18 protein-coding genes and 1 tRNA gene are annotated in these 17,258 nt (G+C 66.6%); 8 read left to right on the forward strand and 11 right to left on the reverse strand.

Annotation, left to right across the window (positions count from 1 at the left end):
- Positions 1–60: 60 nt before the first annotated feature.
- The 3 genes from argJ to KR541_RS02555 are packed head-to-tail and all read left to right on the forward strand — an operon-like array spanning position 61 to position 2,631.
- Positions 61–1,302: a bifunctional glutamate N-acetyltransferase/amino-acid acetyltransferase ArgJ gene (gene argJ, locus KR541_RS02545; protein WP_204383651.1), complete on the forward strand. Its 1,242-nt coding sequence runs from the start codon at positions 61–63 to the stop codon at positions 1,300–1,302.
- Between the two features lie 19 nt (positions 1,303–1,321).
- Positions 1,322–2,191 carry an ATP-binding protein gene (locus tag KR541_RS02550; protein WP_050013895.1) on the forward strand — a complete coding sequence of 290 codons (870 nt, stop codon included), beginning with the start codon at positions 1,322–1,324 and terminating at the stop codon, positions 2,189–2,191.
- The gene (locus KR541_RS02555) at positions 2,188–2,631 is read left to right on the forward strand and encodes an NUDIX domain-containing protein (RefSeq protein WP_050013894.1); all 444 of its coding nucleotides are present in this window, start codon (positions 2,188–2,190) and stop codon (positions 2,629–2,631) included. Before KR541_RS02550 ends, KR541_RS02555 begins: the two co-directional genes overlap by 4 nt.
- A gap of 60 nt (positions 2,632–2,691) precedes the next feature.
- On the opposite strand, the gene KR541_RS02560 is transcribed toward KR541_RS02555, so the two are convergent.
- The 9 genes from KR541_RS02560 to KR541_RS02600 form a co-directional block, all read right to left on the reverse strand.
- Positions 2,692–2,892 carry a DNA gyrase inhibitor YacG gene (locus tag KR541_RS02560; protein ID WP_011544509.1) on the reverse strand — a complete coding sequence of 67 codons (201 nt, stop codon included), beginning with the start codon at positions 2,890–2,892 and terminating at the stop codon, positions 2,692–2,694.
- Between the two features lie 28 nt (positions 2,893–2,920).
- A complete protein-coding gene (zapD, locus tag KR541_RS02565) occupies positions 2,921–3,676 on the reverse strand; it encodes a cell division protein ZapD (RefSeq protein ID WP_050013893.1) in 756 nt (251 codons plus the stop codon).
- Between the two features lie 109 nt (positions 3,677–3,785).
- Entirely contained in the window at positions 3,786–4,394 is a 609-nt protein-coding gene (coaE, locus tag KR541_RS02570) for a dephospho-CoA kinase (RefSeq protein ID WP_050013892.1), read from the reverse strand.
- A gap of 1 nt (position 4,395) precedes the next feature.
- A complete protein-coding gene (locus KR541_RS02575) occupies positions 4,396–5,307 on the reverse strand; it encodes a prepilin peptidase (RefSeq protein ID WP_050013891.1) in 912 nt (303 codons plus the stop codon).
- Between the two features lie 46 nt (positions 5,308–5,353).
- On the reverse strand, positions 5,354–6,565 hold the full coding sequence (locus KR541_RS02580) for a type II secretion system F family protein (RefSeq protein ID WP_089488153.1): 1,212 nt from the start codon (positions 6,563–6,565) through the stop codon (positions 5,354–5,356).
- Positions 6,562–7,839 carry a GspE/PulE family protein gene (locus KR541_RS02585; protein WP_124630571.1) on the reverse strand — a complete coding sequence of 426 codons (1,278 nt, stop codon included), beginning with the start codon at positions 7,837–7,839 and terminating at the stop codon, positions 6,562–6,564. Before KR541_RS02585 ends, KR541_RS02580 begins: the two co-directional genes overlap by 4 nt.
- A 116-nt stretch (positions 7,840–7,955) precedes the next feature.
- Positions 7,956–9,248 carry an HlyC/CorC family transporter gene (locus KR541_RS02590; RefSeq protein ID WP_050013888.1) on the reverse strand — a complete coding sequence of 431 codons (1,293 nt, stop codon included), beginning with the start codon at positions 9,246–9,248 and terminating at the stop codon, positions 7,956–7,958.
- Between the two features lie 140 nt (positions 9,249–9,388).
- Positions 9,389–9,465 (reverse strand) — tRNA-Pro (locus KR541_RS02595).
- Positions 9,466–9,614: 149 nt separating this feature from the next.
- Positions 9,615–10,610 (reverse strand): polyprenyl synthetase family protein, encoded by a 996-nt coding sequence (locus KR541_RS02600; protein ID WP_050013887.1) that lies wholly within the window; start codon positions 10,608–10,610, stop codon positions 9,615–9,617.
- Between the two features lie 210 nt (positions 10,611–10,820).
- Between KR541_RS02600 and rplU the strand changes: the two genes are divergently transcribed.
- The 4 genes from rplU to proB all read left to right on the forward strand — a co-directional run bounded on the left by rplU (position 10,821) and on the right by proB (position 13,934).
- A complete protein-coding gene (gene rplU, locus KR541_RS02605; RefSeq protein WP_004194344.1) occupies positions 10,821–11,132 on the forward strand; it encodes a 50S ribosomal protein L21 in 312 nt (103 codons plus the stop codon).
- A gap of 24 nt (positions 11,133–11,156) precedes the next feature.
- Positions 11,157–11,420, forward strand: a complete 264-nt coding sequence (rpmA, locus tag KR541_RS02610; RefSeq protein WP_006476999.1) for a 50S ribosomal protein L27 — start codon at positions 11,157–11,159, stop codon at positions 11,418–11,420.
- A gap of 185 nt (positions 11,421–11,605) precedes the next feature.
- Entirely contained in the window at positions 11,606–12,718 is a 1,113-nt protein-coding gene (obgE, locus tag KR541_RS02615) for a GTPase ObgE (RefSeq protein ID WP_050013886.1), read from the forward strand.
- A gap of 97 nt (positions 12,719–12,815) precedes the next feature.
- Entirely contained in the window at positions 12,816–13,934 is a 1,119-nt protein-coding gene (gene proB / locus KR541_RS02620) for a glutamate 5-kinase (protein ID WP_050013885.1), read from the forward strand.
- 98 nt (positions 13,935–14,032) lie between these two features.
- On the opposite strand, the gene KR541_RS02625 is transcribed toward proB, so the two are convergent.
- Positions 14,033–14,641, reverse strand: a complete 609-nt coding sequence (locus KR541_RS02625; protein ID WP_050013884.1) for a CNP1-like family protein — start codon at positions 14,639–14,641, stop codon at positions 14,033–14,035.
- Between the two features lie 13 nt (positions 14,642–14,654).
- Positions 14,655–15,299 (reverse strand): RNA pyrophosphohydrolase, encoded by a 645-nt coding sequence (locus KR541_RS02630; RefSeq protein ID WP_050013883.1) that lies wholly within the window; start codon positions 15,297–15,299, stop codon positions 14,655–14,657.
- A gap of 218 nt (positions 15,300–15,517) precedes the next feature.
- Between KR541_RS02630 and KR541_RS02635 the strand changes: the two genes are divergently transcribed.
- Positions 15,518–17,254, forward strand: a complete 1,737-nt coding sequence (locus KR541_RS02635) for a proline--tRNA ligase (RefSeq protein ID WP_050013882.1) — start codon at positions 15,518–15,520, stop codon at positions 17,252–17,254.
- Positions 17,255–17,258: the final 4 nt, after the last annotated feature.

Below are 17,258 nucleotides of genomic sequence, written 5' to 3' on the forward strand. Positions count from 1 at the left end.
GCCGGTTCTTCCAATCGATGCCGGCGCATGCCGGCATTTTCCATCCGGCAGGTGTGCCCCATGGCTGTCAATTTTCCGTCGATCGATCCCGCCCAACTGCATCCCGTCGCCGGCGTCACGCTCGGCTGGGCGGAAGCGAACATCCGCAAGCCGAATCGCAAGGACGTGCTGGTCATTTCCGTCGACGAAGGCGCGACGGTCGCGGGCGTGTTCACCGAAAATCGTTTCTGCGCGGCGCCGGTCACCGTCTGCCGCGAGCACCTGGCGAAGGTCCGTGCGGGCGGCGCGGGCATCCGCGCGCTGGTCGTGAATACGGGCAATGCGAACGCGGGCACCGGCGAGCCGGGCCTCGTGAACGCACGCGAGACCTGCACGGAGCTCGCGCGTCTCGCGGGCATCGCGCCGGCGCAGGTGCTGCCGTTCTCGACCGGCGTGATCCTCGAGCCGCTACCGATCGACCGCCTGAAGGCCGGCCTGCCGGCCGCGCTCGCGAACCGCCAGGCCGCGAACTGGTTCGACGCCGCGCAGGCGATCATGACGACCGACACGCTGCCGAAGGCGACGTCGCGCCAGGTGACGATCGACGGTCACACGGTCACGCTGACGGGCATCAGCAAGGGCGCGGGCATGATCAAGCCGAACATGGCGACGATGCTCGGCTTCCTCGCGTTCGACGCGAACGTCGCGCAGCCGGTGCTCGACACGCTGGTGAAGGAAGTCGCCGACCGCTCGTTCAACTGCATCACGATCGATGGCGACACGTCGACGAACGACTCGTTCATCCTGATCGCGTCGGGCAAGAGCTCGCTGCCGGCCATCACGTCGACCGATTCGCCGGCCTATGCGGCGCTGCGCGACGCGGTGACGGAAGTCGCGCAGGTGTTGTCGCAACTGATCGTGCGCGATGGCGAAGGCGCGACGAAATTCATGACGGTGCAGGTCGAAGGCGGCAAGAGCGTCGCCGAATGCCGCCAGATCGCGTACGCGATCGGCCATTCGCCGCTCGTGAAGACGGCCTTCTACGCATCCGACCCCAACCTGGGCCGGATTCTCGCGGCGATCGGCTATGCGGGCGTCGCGGATCTCGACGTCGGCAAGATCGACCTCTATCTGGACGACGTGCTCGTCGCGAAGGCGGGCGGCCGCAACCCGGCCTACCAGGAAGAGGACGGCCAGCGCGTGATGAAGCAGAGCGAGATCACGATCCGCGTGCTGCTCGGCCGTGGCGACGCGCAGGCCACCGTCTGGACGTGCGACCTGTCGCACGATTACGTGAGCATCAACGCGGATTACCGCTCCTGATCGGGAGCGCTCGAACGACATGGACAAGCTTGAACAGTTTCTGACGCGCGCGGAAGCGCTGCTCGGCCGTCTCGAAGGAATGCTGCCGCCCGCACCGGCGGCCATCGACTGGAACGCGGCGCACGCGTTCCGCTGGCGCAAGCGCCAGGGGCGCGGCTACTTGCAGCCGGTACCGGCCGTGTCGTCGATCACGCTCGGCGACCTGCACAACATCGATCGCCAGAAAGTGCTGATCGACCAGAACACGCGGCAGTTCGTGCAGCGCAAGCCGGCCAACAACGTGCTGTTGACCGGCGCGCGCGGCACCGGCAAGTCGTCGCTGATCAAGGCGTGCTTGAATGCGTACGCGAACGACGGGCTGCGCCTGATCGAAGTCGACAAGGACGACCTGCACGATCTCGGCGACATCGTCGACCTGATCTCGCAGCGTCCGGAGCGGTTCATCGTGTTTTGCGACGACCTGTCGTTCGAGGACGGCGAATCGGGCTACAAGGCGCTGAAGGTCGCGCTGGACGGGTCGATCGCCGCGCAGTCGGACAACGTGCTGATCTACGCGACGTCGAACCGCCGCCATTTGCTGCCCGAGTACATGAGCGACAACGAGTCGTACAAGCATCTGCCGGACGGCGAGATTCATCCCGGCGAAGTCGTCGAGGAGAAGATCTCGCTGTCGGAGCGCTTCGGCCTGTGGGTCAGCTTCTATCCGTTCAAGCAGGACGACTACCTCGACATCGTCGCGCACTGGCTGCGTCACTTCGGCTGCCCGGATGCGGAGATCGAGACCGCGCGCGGCGACGCGCTCGTATGGGCGCTCGAGCGCGGCTCGCGTTCGGGCCGCGTCGCGTGGCAGTTCGCGCGGGACTGGTCGGGCCGCAAGGAGCAGGCATGAGCGCGGATCAGGCACAGGGCGCCGTGCGGGCGCCGGACGGTCGCAAGGTGACCGAAGTCGCGGTCGGCGTGATGGTGCAGCCGGACGGGCGTTATCTGCTCGCGCAGCGCCTGCCGGGCAAGCCGTATGAAGGTTACTGGGAGTTTCCGGGCGGCAAGCTGGAGGCCGGCGAAAGCGTCGAGGACGCGCTGGCGCGCGAGCTGCACGAGGAACTCGGCATTGACGTCACGGCCAGCCACCGCTGGCACACGCTCGAGCACGATTATCCGCACGCGTATGTGCGGCTCTATTTCTGCAAGGTGACGGGCTGGACGGGCGAGCCGCACAGCAAGGAAGGGCAGGCGTTCGTGTGGCAGCAACTGCCGGTCGAGGTTGCGCCGCTGTTGCCGGCGGCGCTGCCGGTGCTCGAACTGCTCGAGAAGGAAGCGGCGTCGCAATGACGCCGCGGCGGCCCGCCTGAAACGCGGGCCATATCAGCGGACGGCGGCGTCGCGCGCCGCTCAGCTGTCGCGGCGGTTGTCCGTGCCGTCTTCTTCCGACGACGGACCCTCGTCGGAGGCGCCGCCGATCCGATACTTTTCCGCGGCCCATGCGCCGAGGTCGAGCTGCTTGCAGCGGGCCGAACAGAAGGGACGGAACTTGTTTTCAGGCGTCCAGCGCACTTCGGCGCCGCACGAAGGACATTTCACAACGGTAGTCATACGAAAGCATCGATCCGGCACGTGGCCGTTACAGATTACACAGTGTCAGATGGAACGGCACGTCGATGTCCACCGCGCGCGGCCGTACATCGCCGTCCTGCATGGTGAACCGCACCCACAGCATGTATTTGTTGGCGCTCGCCTCGGGAATGACGCGCAGCTCCGGCGGCACCCGTACCTGCATCAGCTGGTAGGTGCGGCCGGACAGCATCTGCTGGTAGCTGCCCTGCATCGCCATGACCTTCGACGCCTGACCCGATTCGCGCGCGAGCCGCAGCACGATCGCCGCGGCGTCGCGCAACGGCAGCATCGGCAGGACCCACTTCGCGATGTCCTGGCGCCGCTGCTCCGCAGGCCATTGCTGCCACGCGTAGTACGACGGCAGGTCGAACTTGCAGGTACCGCCCGGAATCACCGCGCGGCTGCGGATGCTGGCGAGCCACTCGTTGTCGACGAGGTGCTGGCCGGTCTTGCCCTGCATCTGCGCGAGATTCGCGAGCGTCTGCTCGATTTCGCCGAGCACGGCCTCGAGCGCGTTCTGCTCGATGCCCGGATTGCCGCGAAAGGGGGCGAGCGTCTGGCGTTGACGTTCGAGCTCCTTCATCAGATCCGATTTCAGGTCCGCGCGGCCCGTTACCTCGGCGATTTCGAACAGCGTCGTCAGCGCGACGTGGTGTTCACGCGGGTCCTCCTGAGCCAAAAAGAACGTGAAGCGCTCGAACAGATCTTCGAGACGCAACAGCGTGCGAATTCGCTCGTTGAACGGATACTCGTAAAGAATCAAGCGCGCTCGCCTCTTGGGTAGGGATTGAAACAATGAAGGACATTCTAATGCCCCCTCTCTACCCTAGCAACGCGCCAATTTCGTACACCATCACGATTGCGCGCGATGCTCAGTGCGCGGCGGCCGCGAATTCGACATAGCGTTGGTGCAGTGCATCGACCTGCGCGGCGAGCGCGTCGGGCGTGAGCGCGTCGTTGACGATCACGTCGTCGGCCGCCGCGAGGCGGGCTTCGCGCGACGCCTGTCGCGCGATGATCGCTTCGACCTGTTCGCGCGTGAAACCGTTGCGCCGCATCACGCGCGCGATCTGCGTTTCGACCGGGCAGTCGACGACGAGCACGCGATCGCTGCGCGCCTTCCAGGTGCCCGACTCGACGAGCAGCGGCACGACGAACATTACGTACGGGCCCCGCGCTTTGCGCGCGTCGCGATCGGTCTCCGCGCGGATCAGCGGATGCGTGATCGCTTCGAGGCGCCGGCGCGCGGCGTCGTCGCTGAAGATCAGCGTGCGCATCTTCGCGCGATCGAGCGAGCCGTCGGCGGCCACGAAGTCGCGACCGAAAGCCTGCTCGATCGCGGGCATCGCGAGGCCGCCCGGCGCGGTGATGCGGTGGGCAATCAGGTCGGTATCGACGAGCGATGCGCCACGGGCGCCGAACAGGTCGGCAACGGTCGTCTTGCCGCTGCCGATGCCGCCCGTGAGTCCTACGGAAAACATGTCAGCCTCCGAGCGCCGCATAGAAAGGGGTGCCGAAAAACAGCGTGGCGACGCCGCCGGCCGCGAGGAACGGGCCGAACGGAATCGGCTCCTCGAAGCGCATGCGGCCGCGCCAGGTTGCGACGAGCCCGACGATCGCGCCGGTCACCGCCGCGAACAGCACGACCTGCGGCAGCGCGGCCCAGCCCATCCATGCGCCGAGCGCGGCAAGCAGCTTCAGGTCGCCGAAACCGATGCCCTCGATGCCGCGCAGCCATTTGAACAGCCAGTAGATCGACCACAGGAACAGGTAGCCGGCCATCGCGCCGATCACGGCCGAGCGCAGCGACGTGAAGGTGCCGCCGAGGTTCAGCACGAGCCCTGCCCACAGCAGCGGCAGCGTCATCGAGTCGGGCAGGTAGCCGGTCCGGATATCGATCGCGCTCATCGAGAGCAGCGCCGCGCACAACGCGAACGCGGCAAGCGCGGCGACGGTCGGGCCGAACGCCGCGAGCGAGCCGGCGGCGAGCCCTGCGCACGCGATCTCGACGAGCACGTAGCGGATGCCGATCGCATGGCCGCAGCGCCGGCAGCGCCCGCGCAGCATCAGGTAGCTGACGAGCGGGATGTTTTCCCACGCGCGCAATACGTGGCCGCAATGCGGGCAGGCACTGCGCGGGCGCCACAGATCGTAGCGCGGCGGATAACCGTCGTCGGGCGGGGCGCTCGCGGTGCCCGTCGCCTCGGCGATCTCGGCCTGCCATGCGCGCTGCATCATCACGGGCAACCGGTGCACGACCACGTTCAGGAAGCTGCCGATGCAAAGGCCGACGACGACCGCGAACGCATACTGCAGCGCGGGCGGCAGCATCGCCAGCGCGAGCAGCGTGCTCTCGGGCGAATCGGAAACGGCGGACAGGGGCGCGGGCGTCATGAGGCTCAAGGTTCGGACTTAAAAGGCGACAGAATCGGTTGCGATGCTACACCACGTTGCCGAGTTGAAGGATCGGCAGATACATCGCGATCACGAGACCGCCGACGAGTGCGCCCAGCACGATCACGATCAACGGTTCGCCGAGCGCCGCGAGCGCATCGAGGCGCGCGTCCAGCTGGCGTTCGCACAGCGCGGCGATGTCGGCGAGCATCGTGTCGAGCGCACCGGTTTCCTCGGCGACGGCGATCGGCTGCACGACGTCGTCCGGAAAGCAGCCGGCCGAATGCATCGCATCGGCCAGACGTACGCCGCGCAACACGCGTGCGGCGATGTGCGCGGTGGCGTGCGCGAACACCGGGTGGCCGGCCGTGCGCTCCAGCGTGGCGAACGCATCGGCGAGCGGCACGCCGGCGCCGAGCAGGGTCGCCAGCGAGCGGCACCAGCGTGCGGCAGCGTATCGCTCGAGCGCGCTGCCTGCGAGCGGAGCGCGCAGCAGGCGCCGCGCGAGCGCGTGACGCAGCGCGGCCGAGCGCCGCAGCGCGTGCCGCGCGGCAAGGCCCGTGGCGGCCGCGCCGGCCAGGAGTACGCCGCCCCACGCCGACAGCGCGGAGGACAGCGCGAGCAGCGCGCGGGTCGGCGCGGGCAGCGCGGCCCCGAAACCGTCGAAGATCTGCCGGAAGGTCGGCACGACCCACATCATCAATGCAGCGGAGATCGCGAGCCCGAACAGGATGACGGCGGCCGGATACGCGAGTGCGGCGCGCAGCTTGCGCCATTGCGCATCGGCGCGCTCGCGGTGTTCCGCGACCCGTGTCAGCACGACGCCGAGCGAACCGGACGCTTCGCCGACCTCGATCAACTGACGATACAGCGTGCCGAATTGCGATGGATAGCGTGCGAGCGCATCGGCGAAGCGCCGGCCGCCGACGATCTCGCGGGCGAGACCCGCGGCAATGCGCGGCACGCCGTCGCGCGTGCGGGTGCGCGCGAGCATCTCGAGCGACGGCGCGAGCGGCAGGCCGGCCTGCAGCAGGCTCGCGAGCTGGCGCGTGAAGCGCGTGATGTCGCGCGCGGCCGCCGTAGGCGGACGGGCCGGCCCGCGGACGTCGAGCGACAGTACCGCGATGCCGTCGCGCGCGAGCGTGGCGCGCGCGGCCGAGGCGTCGAACGCGATGACGATCCCGCGGCGTGGAGAGCCGTCGCGATGGCGGCCGCGCCATGCGAAGCGGGTTTCGCGCGGCGGCGTGCGCACGTTCACGCGGCGGGGGTGGCGGCGACGGCTTCCGCGAGGCTCGTCGTGCCGTCCATGACGCGCGCGAATGCCGCGTCGCGTAGCGTGCGCACGCCCTCGGCCGCCACGCAGTGCGCGAGTTCGCCGACGCTCGCCCGCGCGACGATGCGCTCGGCCAGCGCGGGCGAGACCGGCATCGTCTGATGCAGGCCGATGCGGCCGCGATAGCCGATCCCGTGACAGGCGGAACAGCCGCGCGCGACGAACGGCCGCCAGCCGGCCGCCAGCGCCGCCGGGTCGCAGCCGGATTCCCGCAGCGCGCGCGCCGATGCGTCCGAAGGCGCGCGGCAGTGAACGCACAGGCGCCGGACGAGGCGTTGCGCGGTGACGAGGTGCAGCGCGGCGGCGAGGTTGTACGGCGCGACGCCGATGTCGAGCAGCCGCGCGACGGCTGCCGGCGCGTCGTTCGTGTGCAGCGTCGACAACACGAGATGGCCGGTCTGCGCGGCCTTGATCGCGACGTCGGCCGTCTCCGCATCGCGAATCTCGCCGACCATGATGACGTCCGGGTCCTGTCGCAACAGCGCGCGCAGCGCCGTCGCGAACGTGAGCCCCGCCTTGTCGGCGACGCCGACCTGATTGATTCCGTCGAGCTGGATCTCGGCGGGATCCTCGACCGTGCAGACGTTGTGCGCGTCGCGATCGAGCATTTGCAGCGCGCAGTAGAGCGACAGCGTCTTGCCGCTGCCGGTCGGGCCCGTGACGAGCACGAGGCCATGCGGCGCGCGGATCGCGGCCTCCATCGCGGCCGCCTGCCGCGCATCGAAGCCGAGGTTGGCCAGCGTGAGATCGGGCGGCAGCGTTTCGAGCCGCCGCAGCACGAGCTTTTCGCCGAACAGCGTGGGCAGCGAACTGACACGATAGTCGCCGCGCGTGCCGCCGTCGATCGCGATGCGCAGCCGGCCGTCCTGCGGAAGCCGCCGCTCGGCGATGTCCATGCGCGAGAGCACCTTGATCCGCGTGACGAGCGCATCGCGCAGGTGCAGCGGCGGTCGCGCGTGTTCATGCAGCACGCCGTCGATGCGCAGACGGATGCGCCAGCCGGCTTCGAACGGCTCGACGTGGATGTCCGACGCGTCGCGCACGCGCGCCGCGTGCAGCGTGTCCGTCAGCAGCCGTACGGCGGGGGCATCGTCGAGCTGGGCCGCATCGAGTGCATGGGGCGTGTCGGCGGGCGGCGCGTCGGCGTGCGCGGGCGCCGACCGCGCGTGTAGCGACGCCGCGGAGGAAGGAAAGTGCATGTGAGCCGGCACGCTGGCCGCCAGTTGACCGTGATGCGCAGATCATCGCGCGTCGCGGCCAGCGCCGGCAGTCGGCCGTTCGGCTAGCGCTAGCCCGTTATTAGCGTGAACCGGCCCTAGCGCGAGGCGGCGCGCACGGTGCGCGTGCCGCGCGGCTTGAAGAGCTTGACGGTGCGTACTGCCTGATCGTCGCTGCGCATCACCTCGAGCATCACGTCGCCGATTTTCAGGCACACGTCGTCTTCCGGAATTTCCTCGAGGATCTCGAGTACCAGTCCGTTCAGCGTCTTCGGCCCGTCGGTCGGCAGTTTCAGGTGCAGCCAGCGGTTCAGCTCGCGCAGCGGCATGCTGGCCGACACGATGCATTCGCCGTTCTCGTCCCAGCCGCCCGCGCGTTCGCTGCGCGGCATCGACGTCGTGAATTCGCCGATCAGTTCCTCGATGATGTCCTCGGGCGTGACGAGCCCTTCGAGTTCGCCGTACTCGTTGACGACGAGCGCGGTGCGCTGCCGGGTTTCCTGGAAGAACTGGAGCTGCTGGACCACCGGCGTGCCGGACGGCACGTAGTACGGTTCGGCGAGCAGCGCGCGGAGCGTCTCGCGGTCGAAATCCTGGTTGTGCAGCCCGGTGAGCGTCTTGCGCACGTGCAGCACGCCGAGCACCTTGTCGATGTCGCCTTCGTAGACGACCAGCCGGTTGTGATAGCAGGTTTCGAGCTGATGCAGGATGTCGTCGAGCGGCGCGTAGAAGTTGAGCGACTCGATCTGGCGGCGCGGGACCATCACGTCGTCGACCGTGATGTTCTCGAGGTCGAACAGGTTGAGCAGGATGCTGCGGTGCTTGGTCGGCATGAAACTGCTCGATTCGAGCACGATGGCGCGCAGCTCGTCGGCCGACATCCGCTGGTCGCGGCCTGTCTTCGTGTTGATGCGCAGTACCCACAGCACGCCGTTCGCGAGCGCGTTGACGAACCACACGACCGGCTTGAACACGCGCATCAGCGGGGCGATCACGAGGCTCGCGGGCAGCGCGATGCGTTCGGGGAACGTCGCGCCGACGATCTTCGGTGCGATTTCCGCGAACACGATGATCAGGAACGCGACGACGCCGGTGGCGATCGACAGCGCGAGGTTGTTGCGGCCGAACGTATGGAGCGCGAGCGACGTCGTGAGGACCGGGATGATCGTGTTGAACAGGTTGTTGCCGATCAGGATCACGCTGAGCAGCAAGTCAGTGCGCGTGAGAAGCCCCTGCGTGGTTTTCGCGCCGAGTGCGCCCTGGCCGGCGAGATGCTTCAGCCGATGGCGGTTGAGCGCCATCATCGCGGTCTCGGAAATGGAAAAGAAGCTGGAACAGAGAAGAAGCAGGAAGACGGCGCCGATTTGCGCCCATAAGGGAATTTGGTCCACGCGTTGGAAAGGGCAGTGAAGGACAGGGATGGGGGAAATATAGCAGAGGCCGGCGACCGCGATGTGTCGCGCGCGACACGAGGGCCCGCGGCGGCCGGACGAAAAAAAACCGTGCACGCGGTGCACGGTTTTTTTAAATCTGGTCGGGGTGAGAGGATTCGAACCTCCGGCCTCTACGTCCCGAACGTAGCGCTCTACCAGGCTAAGCTACACCCCGATTTTTGCTCTTCTGACTTCGCCGTCTTCGTTAAGAATCGCTGCGTCGTCACAAGCAAGAACGTAACTATAACGATGTTTTTTCTAAAAGGGAATACTTTGATGAAGAAAATTTTCGAGACAACGCATCGCTTCGCGTTCGCGGCGTGTTTACGATTGCCGCGACGTCGAGTATGAGCACAACCCGAGCAGGCTTTCCTTGTAGATCGAATCGGGGAACGCGGCAATCGCCGCGGCGGCCGCCTGCGCTTCCTGGCGTGCGCATTCAAGCGTGTGATCGAGCGCGCCCGAGCGCGTGATCGCTTCGAAAATCGTGTCGAAGCGATCGGTGCCGCCGTGTTCGATCGCCTCGCGTGCGAGCGCCGACTGTTCGGGCGTGCCGCGCTCGATCAGATAGATGAGCGGCAGCGTCGGCTTGCCTTCGCGCAGGTCGTCGCCGGCATTCTTGCCCATTGCCTCGGCGGTGCCCGCATAGTCGAGCCAGTCGTCCATGATCTGGAACGCGGTGCCGATCCGGCGGCCGTATTCGGCGGCGGCGGCCTCGGTCGGCGCATCGGCGCCCGCGAGCACCGCGCCCAGGCGCGCCGACGCCTCGAACAGCTTCGCCGTCTTGTAGCGGATCACCTGCATGTAGCGCGTTTCGTCGACGTCCGCGTCGTGCATGTTGAGGAGCTGCAGCACCTCGCCTTCCGAAATGATCGTCGTCGCTTCGGACAGGATCTCCATCACGCGCATCTTGCCGACGCCGACCATCATCTCGAACGAGCGCGAGTAGAGGTAGTCGCCTACCAGCACGCTCGCCGCGTTGCCGAACAGCGCATTGGCCGTCTGGCGGCCGCGGCGCAGCTCGGATTCGTCGACGACGTCGTCATGCAGCAGCGTGGCCGTGTGGATGAACTCGACGACGGCGGCCAGCACGTGCCGCTGGTGCGACGTTTCGCCGAGCGCGCCGGCGACGAGCAGCAGCAACGCCGGACGCAGCCGCTTGCCGCCCGCGCCGATGATGTATTCGGCGATCTGGTTGATCAGCAGCACGTCGGACGCGAGGCTTTGCCGGATAACGCGATTCACCTGCTCCATGTCGCTGGTGATCGGGGCGAGCAGGTGGGCGGCGCTGAGGGTGGGGGAGGCGGTGGACGACGACATGATGATGGAATTGGGTGATGCGGCGGATTATAAGTCGAATCCGCGATATGCCGGTCTGTCAGACGTACCGGCGGCGCGATTTTGGCCGTCCGGCCGAAGCCCGCGCGCGGCAATCGTCGATCGGCTTTGACTTGGATGCTAAGCCCATGTATAATCACGTGTTTTCCGCGCGTGGTGTGCGGAAAAATTGGATCCAGAGTGAGGTTCTCAATGTACGCGGTCATAAAAACCGGCGGCAAGCAGTACAAGGTTGCCGTTGGCGAAAAACTCAAAGTAGAACAGATACCGGCTGACATTGACGCTGAAATCACGCTCGACCAGGTTCTCGCAGTGGGCGAAGGCGAATCGATTCAGTTCGGTACGCCGCTGGTCAGTGGGGCTTCCGTCAAGGCCACCGTTGTGTCGCACGGTCGTCATGCCAAGGTCACCATCTTCAAGATGCGTCGCCGGAAGCACTACCAAAAGCACGGCGGCCACCGCCAGAACTACACTGAGCTGCGCATCGACGCGATCAACGCGTAAGCGCCTCGGTAAAGGAGCAATCAGATGGCACACAAAAAGGCAGGCGGCTCTTCCCGGAACGGCCGCGACTCCGAGTCGAAACGTCTCGGCGTGAAAGTGTACGGCGGCCAGGCAATCAACGCTGGCGGCATCATCGTGCGTCAGCGCGGCACGCGCATGCACGCTGGCGAGAACGTCGGCATGGGCAAGGATCACACCCTGTTCGCGCTGGTCGACGGTCACGTCAAGTTCGCGACGAAGGGCGCGGACAAGAAGCATCTGGTCATCGTCGTCCCGGCGGCTGCCTAAGTCAGGCACCCACGGGCTTCGTAGCCGAAAGGCCCCGCAGTCTTCGCGGGGCCTTTTTTATTGGGTCGCCGCCCGCCAGTGCGGACCGGCGACCCTCGCGCAACCGGCGTCGATCGGCCGAACGGCAGATTGTTCAAGCGTGCCGGCGCGCGGCACAATAGCGGAAATACTGGGCGGAGTGACGAATGAAGTTCATTGACGAAGCACGAATCGAAGTCATCGCCGGCGACGGAGGCGATGGCAGCGCGTCGATGCGCCGCGAGAAATTCGTCCCGTTCGGCGGGCCGGACGGCGGCGACGGCGGCCGGGGCGGCAGCGTTTACGCGATCGCCGACCGCAACATCAACACGCTGATCGACTACCGTTACGCGAAGAAGCACCTCGCGCGCAACGGCGAAAACGGTCGCGGCTCGGATTGCTACGGCAAGGGCGGCGACGACGTCACGCTGCGCATGCCGGTCGGCACGATCATCAGCGACATGGAAACGGGCGAGCTGATCGCCGACCTGACCGAGCACGACCAGCAGGTGATGCTCGCGCAGGGCGGCGCCGGCGGTCTCGGCAACCTGCATTTCAAGTCGAGCACGAACCGCGCGCCGCGCCAGAAGACGGACGGCAAGCCGGGCGAGCGGCGCATGCTGAAGCTCGAGCTGAAGGTGCTCGCCGACGTCGGCCTGCTCGGCATGCCGAACGCGGGGAAGTCGACCTTCATCTCGTCGGTGTCGAATGCGAAGCCGAAGATCGCCGACTACCCGTTCACGACGCTTGCGCCGAATCTCGGCGTGGTGCGGGTCGGCCCGAGCAAGAGCTTCGTGATCGCCGATATCCCGGGGCTGATCGAAGGGGCGGCCGAAGGCGCGGGCCTCGGGCATCAATTCCTGCGTCACCTGCAGCGTACCGGCGTGCTGCTGCATCTGGTCGATCTCGCGCCGTTCGACGAAAGCGTCGATCCGGTCGCGGAAGCGACGGCGATCGTCGGCGAACTGCGCAAGTATGACGAGGCGCTCTACGAGAAGCCGCGCTGGCTCGTGCTCAACAAGCTGGACATGGTGCCGGAAGACGAGCGCGAGGCGCGCGTCGCGGATTTCCTCGACCGTTTCGGCTGGGACGGCCCGGTGTTCGAGATCTCGGCGCTGACGGGCCAGGGCTGCGAAGCACTGTGCTACGCGATCTACGACTACCTCTCCGAACATTCGGACGCGCATCGCGCGGCGGAGGCGGAGGATCTCGCGGCGGACGTGCGTTTCCGCGATGCGCCGCCGGCGAAGGGCGGCGCGGCCCCGGGCGACGACGCCTGAACGGTCAGGCGGTCAGATCACGCGCCGCGCGTGCCGCCCGGCGTCGGCGTTCCATCGCGCCCGGCGGGCCGGCATCAGATACAGGAGACAGTGCAGGATGCGTTCGATCATCGCGGATTCGAAGCGATTGGTGGTGAAAGTGGGTTCCAGCCTCGTGACCAACGACGGCAAGGGGCTCGATCATGCTGCAATCGGCCGCTGGGCAGCCCAGATCGCCGCGTTGCGTGCGCAGGGCAAGGAAGTCGTGCTCGTCAGTTCGGGCGCGATTGCCGAAGGCATGCAGCGGCTCGGCTGGAGCAAGCGGCCGCGGGAAATCGACGAGCTGCAGGCCGCTGCCGCGGTCGGCCAGATGGGGCTCGCGCAAGTCTACGAGAGCCGCTTCACCGAGCACGGCATTCGCACTGCGCAGATCCTGCTCACGCACGCCGATCTGGCGGACCGCGAGCGCTACCTGAATGCGCGCTCGACGCTGCTCACGCTGCTGCGGCTCGGCGTCGTGCCGATCATCAACGAAAACGACACGGTCGTGACCGACGAAATCAAGTTCGGCGACAACGACACGCTCGGCGCGCTCGTCGCGAACCTGATCGAAGGCGATGCGCTGATCATCCTCACCGACCAGTCGGGGCTGTTCACGGCCGATCCGCGCAAGGACCCGAATGCGACGCTCGTCGGCGAGGCCAATGCGGGCGCGCCGGAGCTCGAGGCGATGGCGGGCGGGGCCGGTTCGAGCCTCGGTCGCGGCGGGATGCTGACGAAGATCCTCGCGGCGAAGCGTGCGGCCCACAGCGGCGCGAATACCGTGATCGCGAGCGGCCGGGAGTCCGACGTGCTCGTGCGCCTGGCGGCCGGCGAGGCGATCGGCACGCAACTGATCGCCCGTACCGCGCGGATGGCGGCACGCAAGCAATGGATGGCCGACCATCTGCAGGTGCGCGGCCATGTCGTGATCGACGCGGGCGCGGTCGAGAAGCTGACGGCCGGCGGCAAGAGCCTGCTGCCGATCGGCGTGATCGACGTGCAGGGCGCGTTCGCGCGCGGCGAGGTGATCGCGTGCGTCGGCCCGGACGGGCGCGAGGTGGCGCGCGGGCTCACGAACTACAGCAGCGCGGAAACGAAGCTGATTCACCGCAAGCCGAGCGGCGAGATCGAGACCGTGCTCGGCTACATGCTGGAGCCCGAACTGATTCATCGCGACAACCTCGTGCTGGTGTGAGCGCCGGCCAAATGCCGCCGTTCAAATGAAAAAGCCCGCGCGATGCGGGCTTTTTTGTCCGGCGGGAGGGCGATGCGGACGACCCGCATCGCGTGCCGTCAGCGCAACTGCGTCATCGCGGTGCGGTGGAACCGGATGTTTTCGAGGATCTGCCGGGTCGAGCCCTGCGGCATCTTGTTCGCGCAGAAGTAGTCCTGGTAGAGCGCGGAGTGGTAGGCGTTCAGCTCGCCGTTCTCGATGCGCCGCCAGTCGTTCTCGACGGTGCGATCCCAGCCGTTGTGGTCCGAGTTCAGGCCGGCGTACTGGCGCCATTCGTAGGTGTCGCAGCGGATGCCTTCGTAGTTCACGTTGCGCGCACCGGCCGGGCTCGTGACGACGACTGCGTAGCGCACGACGCCGTCGCTGCCGACCTCGAGGGACTTCGCATCGACGAAGAACTTCAGCGGTGTGTTCTGCGACACGTTGAACGGCAGCAGATCGCCCGTTTGCGGCAGCGGCGGCAGCGTGTCGACGGCGTTTTCCTTCCAGGTTCCCTGACGGTCGAGCAGGTACACGAACTCGCTGTCATCCTTGTTGGACGGCGCTTTCGAGTTCGCGCAGCCGGCCAGGGCGGCCATCGCGGCGATCGATGCGAGCGCGAGAGCAATCGCTTTCAATATGCATTCCTCGTAAAAAAAGGGCGCGACACCAAGGTCGCGCCCGGTCATGCAGTCCGACTCGTCACTTGCCGACGATCACGTGGGGCGGCATCTCGTCGAGCGTGCTCGCTTCCACTTCGATCTCCGAACAAACCACCGATGCGTCGACAATCGTCAGCGTTTGAGCCTGTGCGCCAATGACGCGCGGATAGCGCGACACACGCGGCCCGCGCGGCTTCTCGGCTCGCTGCGCCGGGCGGCGCAGGAAGCGCGACAGTTCCGTCAGCGCCAACTGATAGACATCCCGCTTGAACTCGATCACCGCATCGAGCGGTACCCAATACTCGTTCCAGCGCCACGCATCGAACTCCGGGTGGTCGGTCGCGCGCAAGCAAATGTCGCAATCGCGTCCAACCATCCGCAGCAGGAACCAGATCTGCTTCTGGCCGCGGTAATGACCGCGTACTTCGCGTTTGATGAACTTGTCAGGCACCTCGTAACGCAACCAGTCGCGGGTGCGGCCGATTATCTTGACGTGTTCCGGATGCAGGCCCGTTTCCTCGTGCAGTTCCCGGTACATCGCCTGCATGGGGGTCTCGCCGTACTTGATCCCACCTTGAGGAAACTGCCAGGAATGCTCGCGGAGCCGCTTGCCCCAAAACACCTCGTTGCGCGCGTTCAAGAGGATGATGCCGACGTTCGGGCGAAAGCCTTCACGATCCAGCATACAACCACCTTCGAATCCTTTAAAATTGCTTTGATTATAAACAGATAACGGGCGCTGCGCACCGTGACGGAGCGAATCCGCGCGGGGCACACCGGCTGAATTGTCCCTGATTAGTCTGCTACGTCATCTGCGCCATCGTCGTTCGCGGCGCGCCGCTTTTTCACCTTGAAACTTTTTCGGGCGCCCCGCCTGGGGGCGCCGTTTTTGGAACCGTCCGCATGAAAGCTTCCCGTTTCTTTATCGGCACCCTGAAAGAGGCACCCGCCGACGCAGAGATCGTCAGCCACAAGCTGATGGTCCGCGCCGGCATGATCCGTCGCGTCGCCGGCGGCATCTACAACTACCTGCCGGTCGGCCTGCGTTCGATTCGCAAGGTCGAGGCGATCGTGCGCGAGGAAATGAACCGGGCGGGCGCCATCGAGCTGCTGATGCCGGCCGTGCAGCCGGCCGAGCTGTGGCAGGAGTCGGGCCGCTGGGAGCAGTACGGCCCCGAGCTGCTGCGCTTCAAGGACCGCAAGGACAACGATTTCGTGATCGGGCCGACGCACGAGGAAGTCGTCACCGACATCGCGCGCAACCAGATCAAGAGCTACCGGCAGATGCCGGTGAACTTCTACCAGATCCAGACGAAGTTCCGCGACGAGATCCGCCCGCGCTTCGGCGTGATGCGCGGCCGCGAATTCATCATGAAGGACGCGTATTCGTTCGACAAGGATGCGGCCGGCCTGAACGAGTCGTACCGCAAGATGTACGACGCGTACGTGCGCATCTTCACGCGCCTGGGCCTCGAGTTCCGCGCGGTCGCGGCCGACAGCGGCTCGATCGGCGGCAACTTCTCGCACGAGTTCCACGTGATCGCCGATACCGGCGAGGACGCGATCGCGTACTGCCCGACGTCCGAATTCGCGGCGAACGTCGAGGCGGCCGAAGCGCTGCCGCTGACGCCTGAGCGCGCGGCGCCGGCCGAAGCGATGGAAAAGGTCGCGACGCCCGGCAAGGCGAAGTGCGAGGCCGTCGCCGAACTGCTGGCGATCCCGCTCGAGCGCACGATCAAGTCGATCGTGCTCGCGACCGACAACGAAGGCGCCGAGCCGACCATCTGGCTCGTGATGCTGCGCGGCGATCACGACCTGAACGAGATCAAGGTGTCGAAGCTGCCGGGCCTGAAGAACCACCGCTTCGCGACCGAGCAGGAAATCGTCGAGTGGTTCGGCACGCCGCCGGGCTATCTCGGCCCGGTCGGCACGAAGAAGCCGGTGAAGGTGATCGCCGACCGTACGGTCGCGAACATGAGCGATTTCGTCGTCGGTGCGAACGAGGTCGACTATCACATCGCGGGCGTGAACTGGGGCCGCGACCTGCCGGAGCCGGACGTCGCCGACGTGCGCAACGTGAAGAAGGGCGATCCGTCGCCGGACGGCAAGGGCGCGATCGACATCTGCCGCGGCATCGAAGTCGGCCACGTGTTCCAGCTCGGCACCAAGTACTCGGAAGCGATGGGCGCGACGTTCCTCGACGAGTCGGGCAAGCCGCAGCCGATGCTGATGGGCTGCTACGGCGTGGGCATCACGCGCATTCTCGGCGCGGCGATCGAACAGAACTTCGACGACCGCGGGATCATCTGGCCCGAGTCGATCGCGCCGTTCGAGGTCGTGCTGTGCCCGATGGGCTATGACCGCAGCGACATGGTGCGCGAGACGGCCGACAAGCTGTACGCGGAACTCGTCGCGGCCGGCATCGACGTGATCCTCGACGATCGCGGCGAGCGCCCGGGCGTGATGTTTGCCGACTGGGAGCTGATCGGCGTGCCGCATCGTCTCGTGATCGGCGAGCGCGGCCTGAAGGAAGGCAAGATCGAGTACCAGGGCCGCCGCGACGCCGAAGCGACGCTGCTGCCGGCCGACACGGCCGCGGCGACGGTCGCCGAAAAGATCCGCGCCGCGCTCGCGCACTAAGCGC

Source organism: Burkholderia sola (genome assembly GCF_905400185.1).
GTDB classification, from domain to species: Bacteria; Pseudomonadota; Gammaproteobacteria; order Burkholderiales; family Burkholderiaceae; genus Burkholderia; species Burkholderia sola.

Bases quoted from the DNA above. Each gene is read 5' to 3' on its own strand.
- rplU (WP_004194344.1), top strand. From the start codon at position 10,821: ATGTACGCGGTCATAAAAACCGGCGGCAAGCAGTACAAGGTTGCCGTT.
- KR541_RS02600 (WP_050013887.1), bottom strand. From the start codon at position 10,610: ATGTCGTCGTCCACCGCCTCCCCCACCCTCAGCGCCGCCCACCTGCTC.
- coaE (WP_050013892.1), bottom strand. From the start codon at position 4,394: ATGTTTTCCGTAGGACTCACGGGCGGCATCGGCAGCGGCAAGACGACC.
- obgE (WP_050013886.1), top strand. From the start codon at position 11,606: ATGAAGTTCATTGACGAAGCACGAATCGAAGTCATCGCCGGCGACGGA.
- argJ (WP_204383651.1), top strand. From the start codon at position 61: ATGGCTGTCAATTTTCCGTCGATCGATCCCGCCCAACTGCATCCCGTC.
- proB (WP_050013885.1), top strand. From the start codon at position 12,816: ATGCGTTCGATCATCGCGGATTCGAAGCGATTGGTGGTGAAAGTGGGT.
- KR541_RS02555 (WP_050013894.1), top strand. From the start codon at position 2,188: ATGAGCGCGGATCAGGCACAGGGCGCCGTGCGGGCGCCGGACGGTCGC.
- KR541_RS02625 (WP_050013884.1), bottom strand. From the start codon at position 14,641: ATGACCGGGCGCGACCTTGGTGTCGCGCCCTTTTTTTACGAGGAATGC.
- KR541_RS02560 (WP_011544509.1), bottom strand. From the start codon at position 2,892: ATGACTACCGTTGTGAAATGTCCTTCGTGCGGCGCCGAAGTGCGCTGG.
- KR541_RS02585 (WP_124630571.1), bottom strand. From the start codon at position 7,839: ATGCACTTTCCTTCCTCCGCGGCGTCGCTACACGCGCGGTCGGCGCCC.
- KR541_RS02575 (WP_050013891.1), bottom strand. From the start codon at position 5,307: ATGACGCCCGCGCCCCTGTCCGCCGTTTCCGATTCGCCCGAGAGCACG.
- rpmA (WP_006476999.1), top strand. From the start codon at position 11,157: ATGGCACACAAAAAGGCAGGCGGCTCTTCCCGGAACGGCCGCGACTCC.
- KR541_RS02635 (WP_050013882.1), top strand. From the start codon at position 15,518: ATGAAAGCTTCCCGTTTCTTTATCGGCACCCTGAAAGAGGCACCCGCC.
- KR541_RS02550 (WP_050013895.1), top strand. From the start codon at position 1,322: ATGGACAAGCTTGAACAGTTTCTGACGCGCGCGGAAGCGCTGCTCGGC.
- KR541_RS02630 (WP_050013883.1), bottom strand. From the start codon at position 15,299: ATGCTGGATCGTGAAGGCTTTCGCCCGAACGTCGGCATCATCCTCTTG.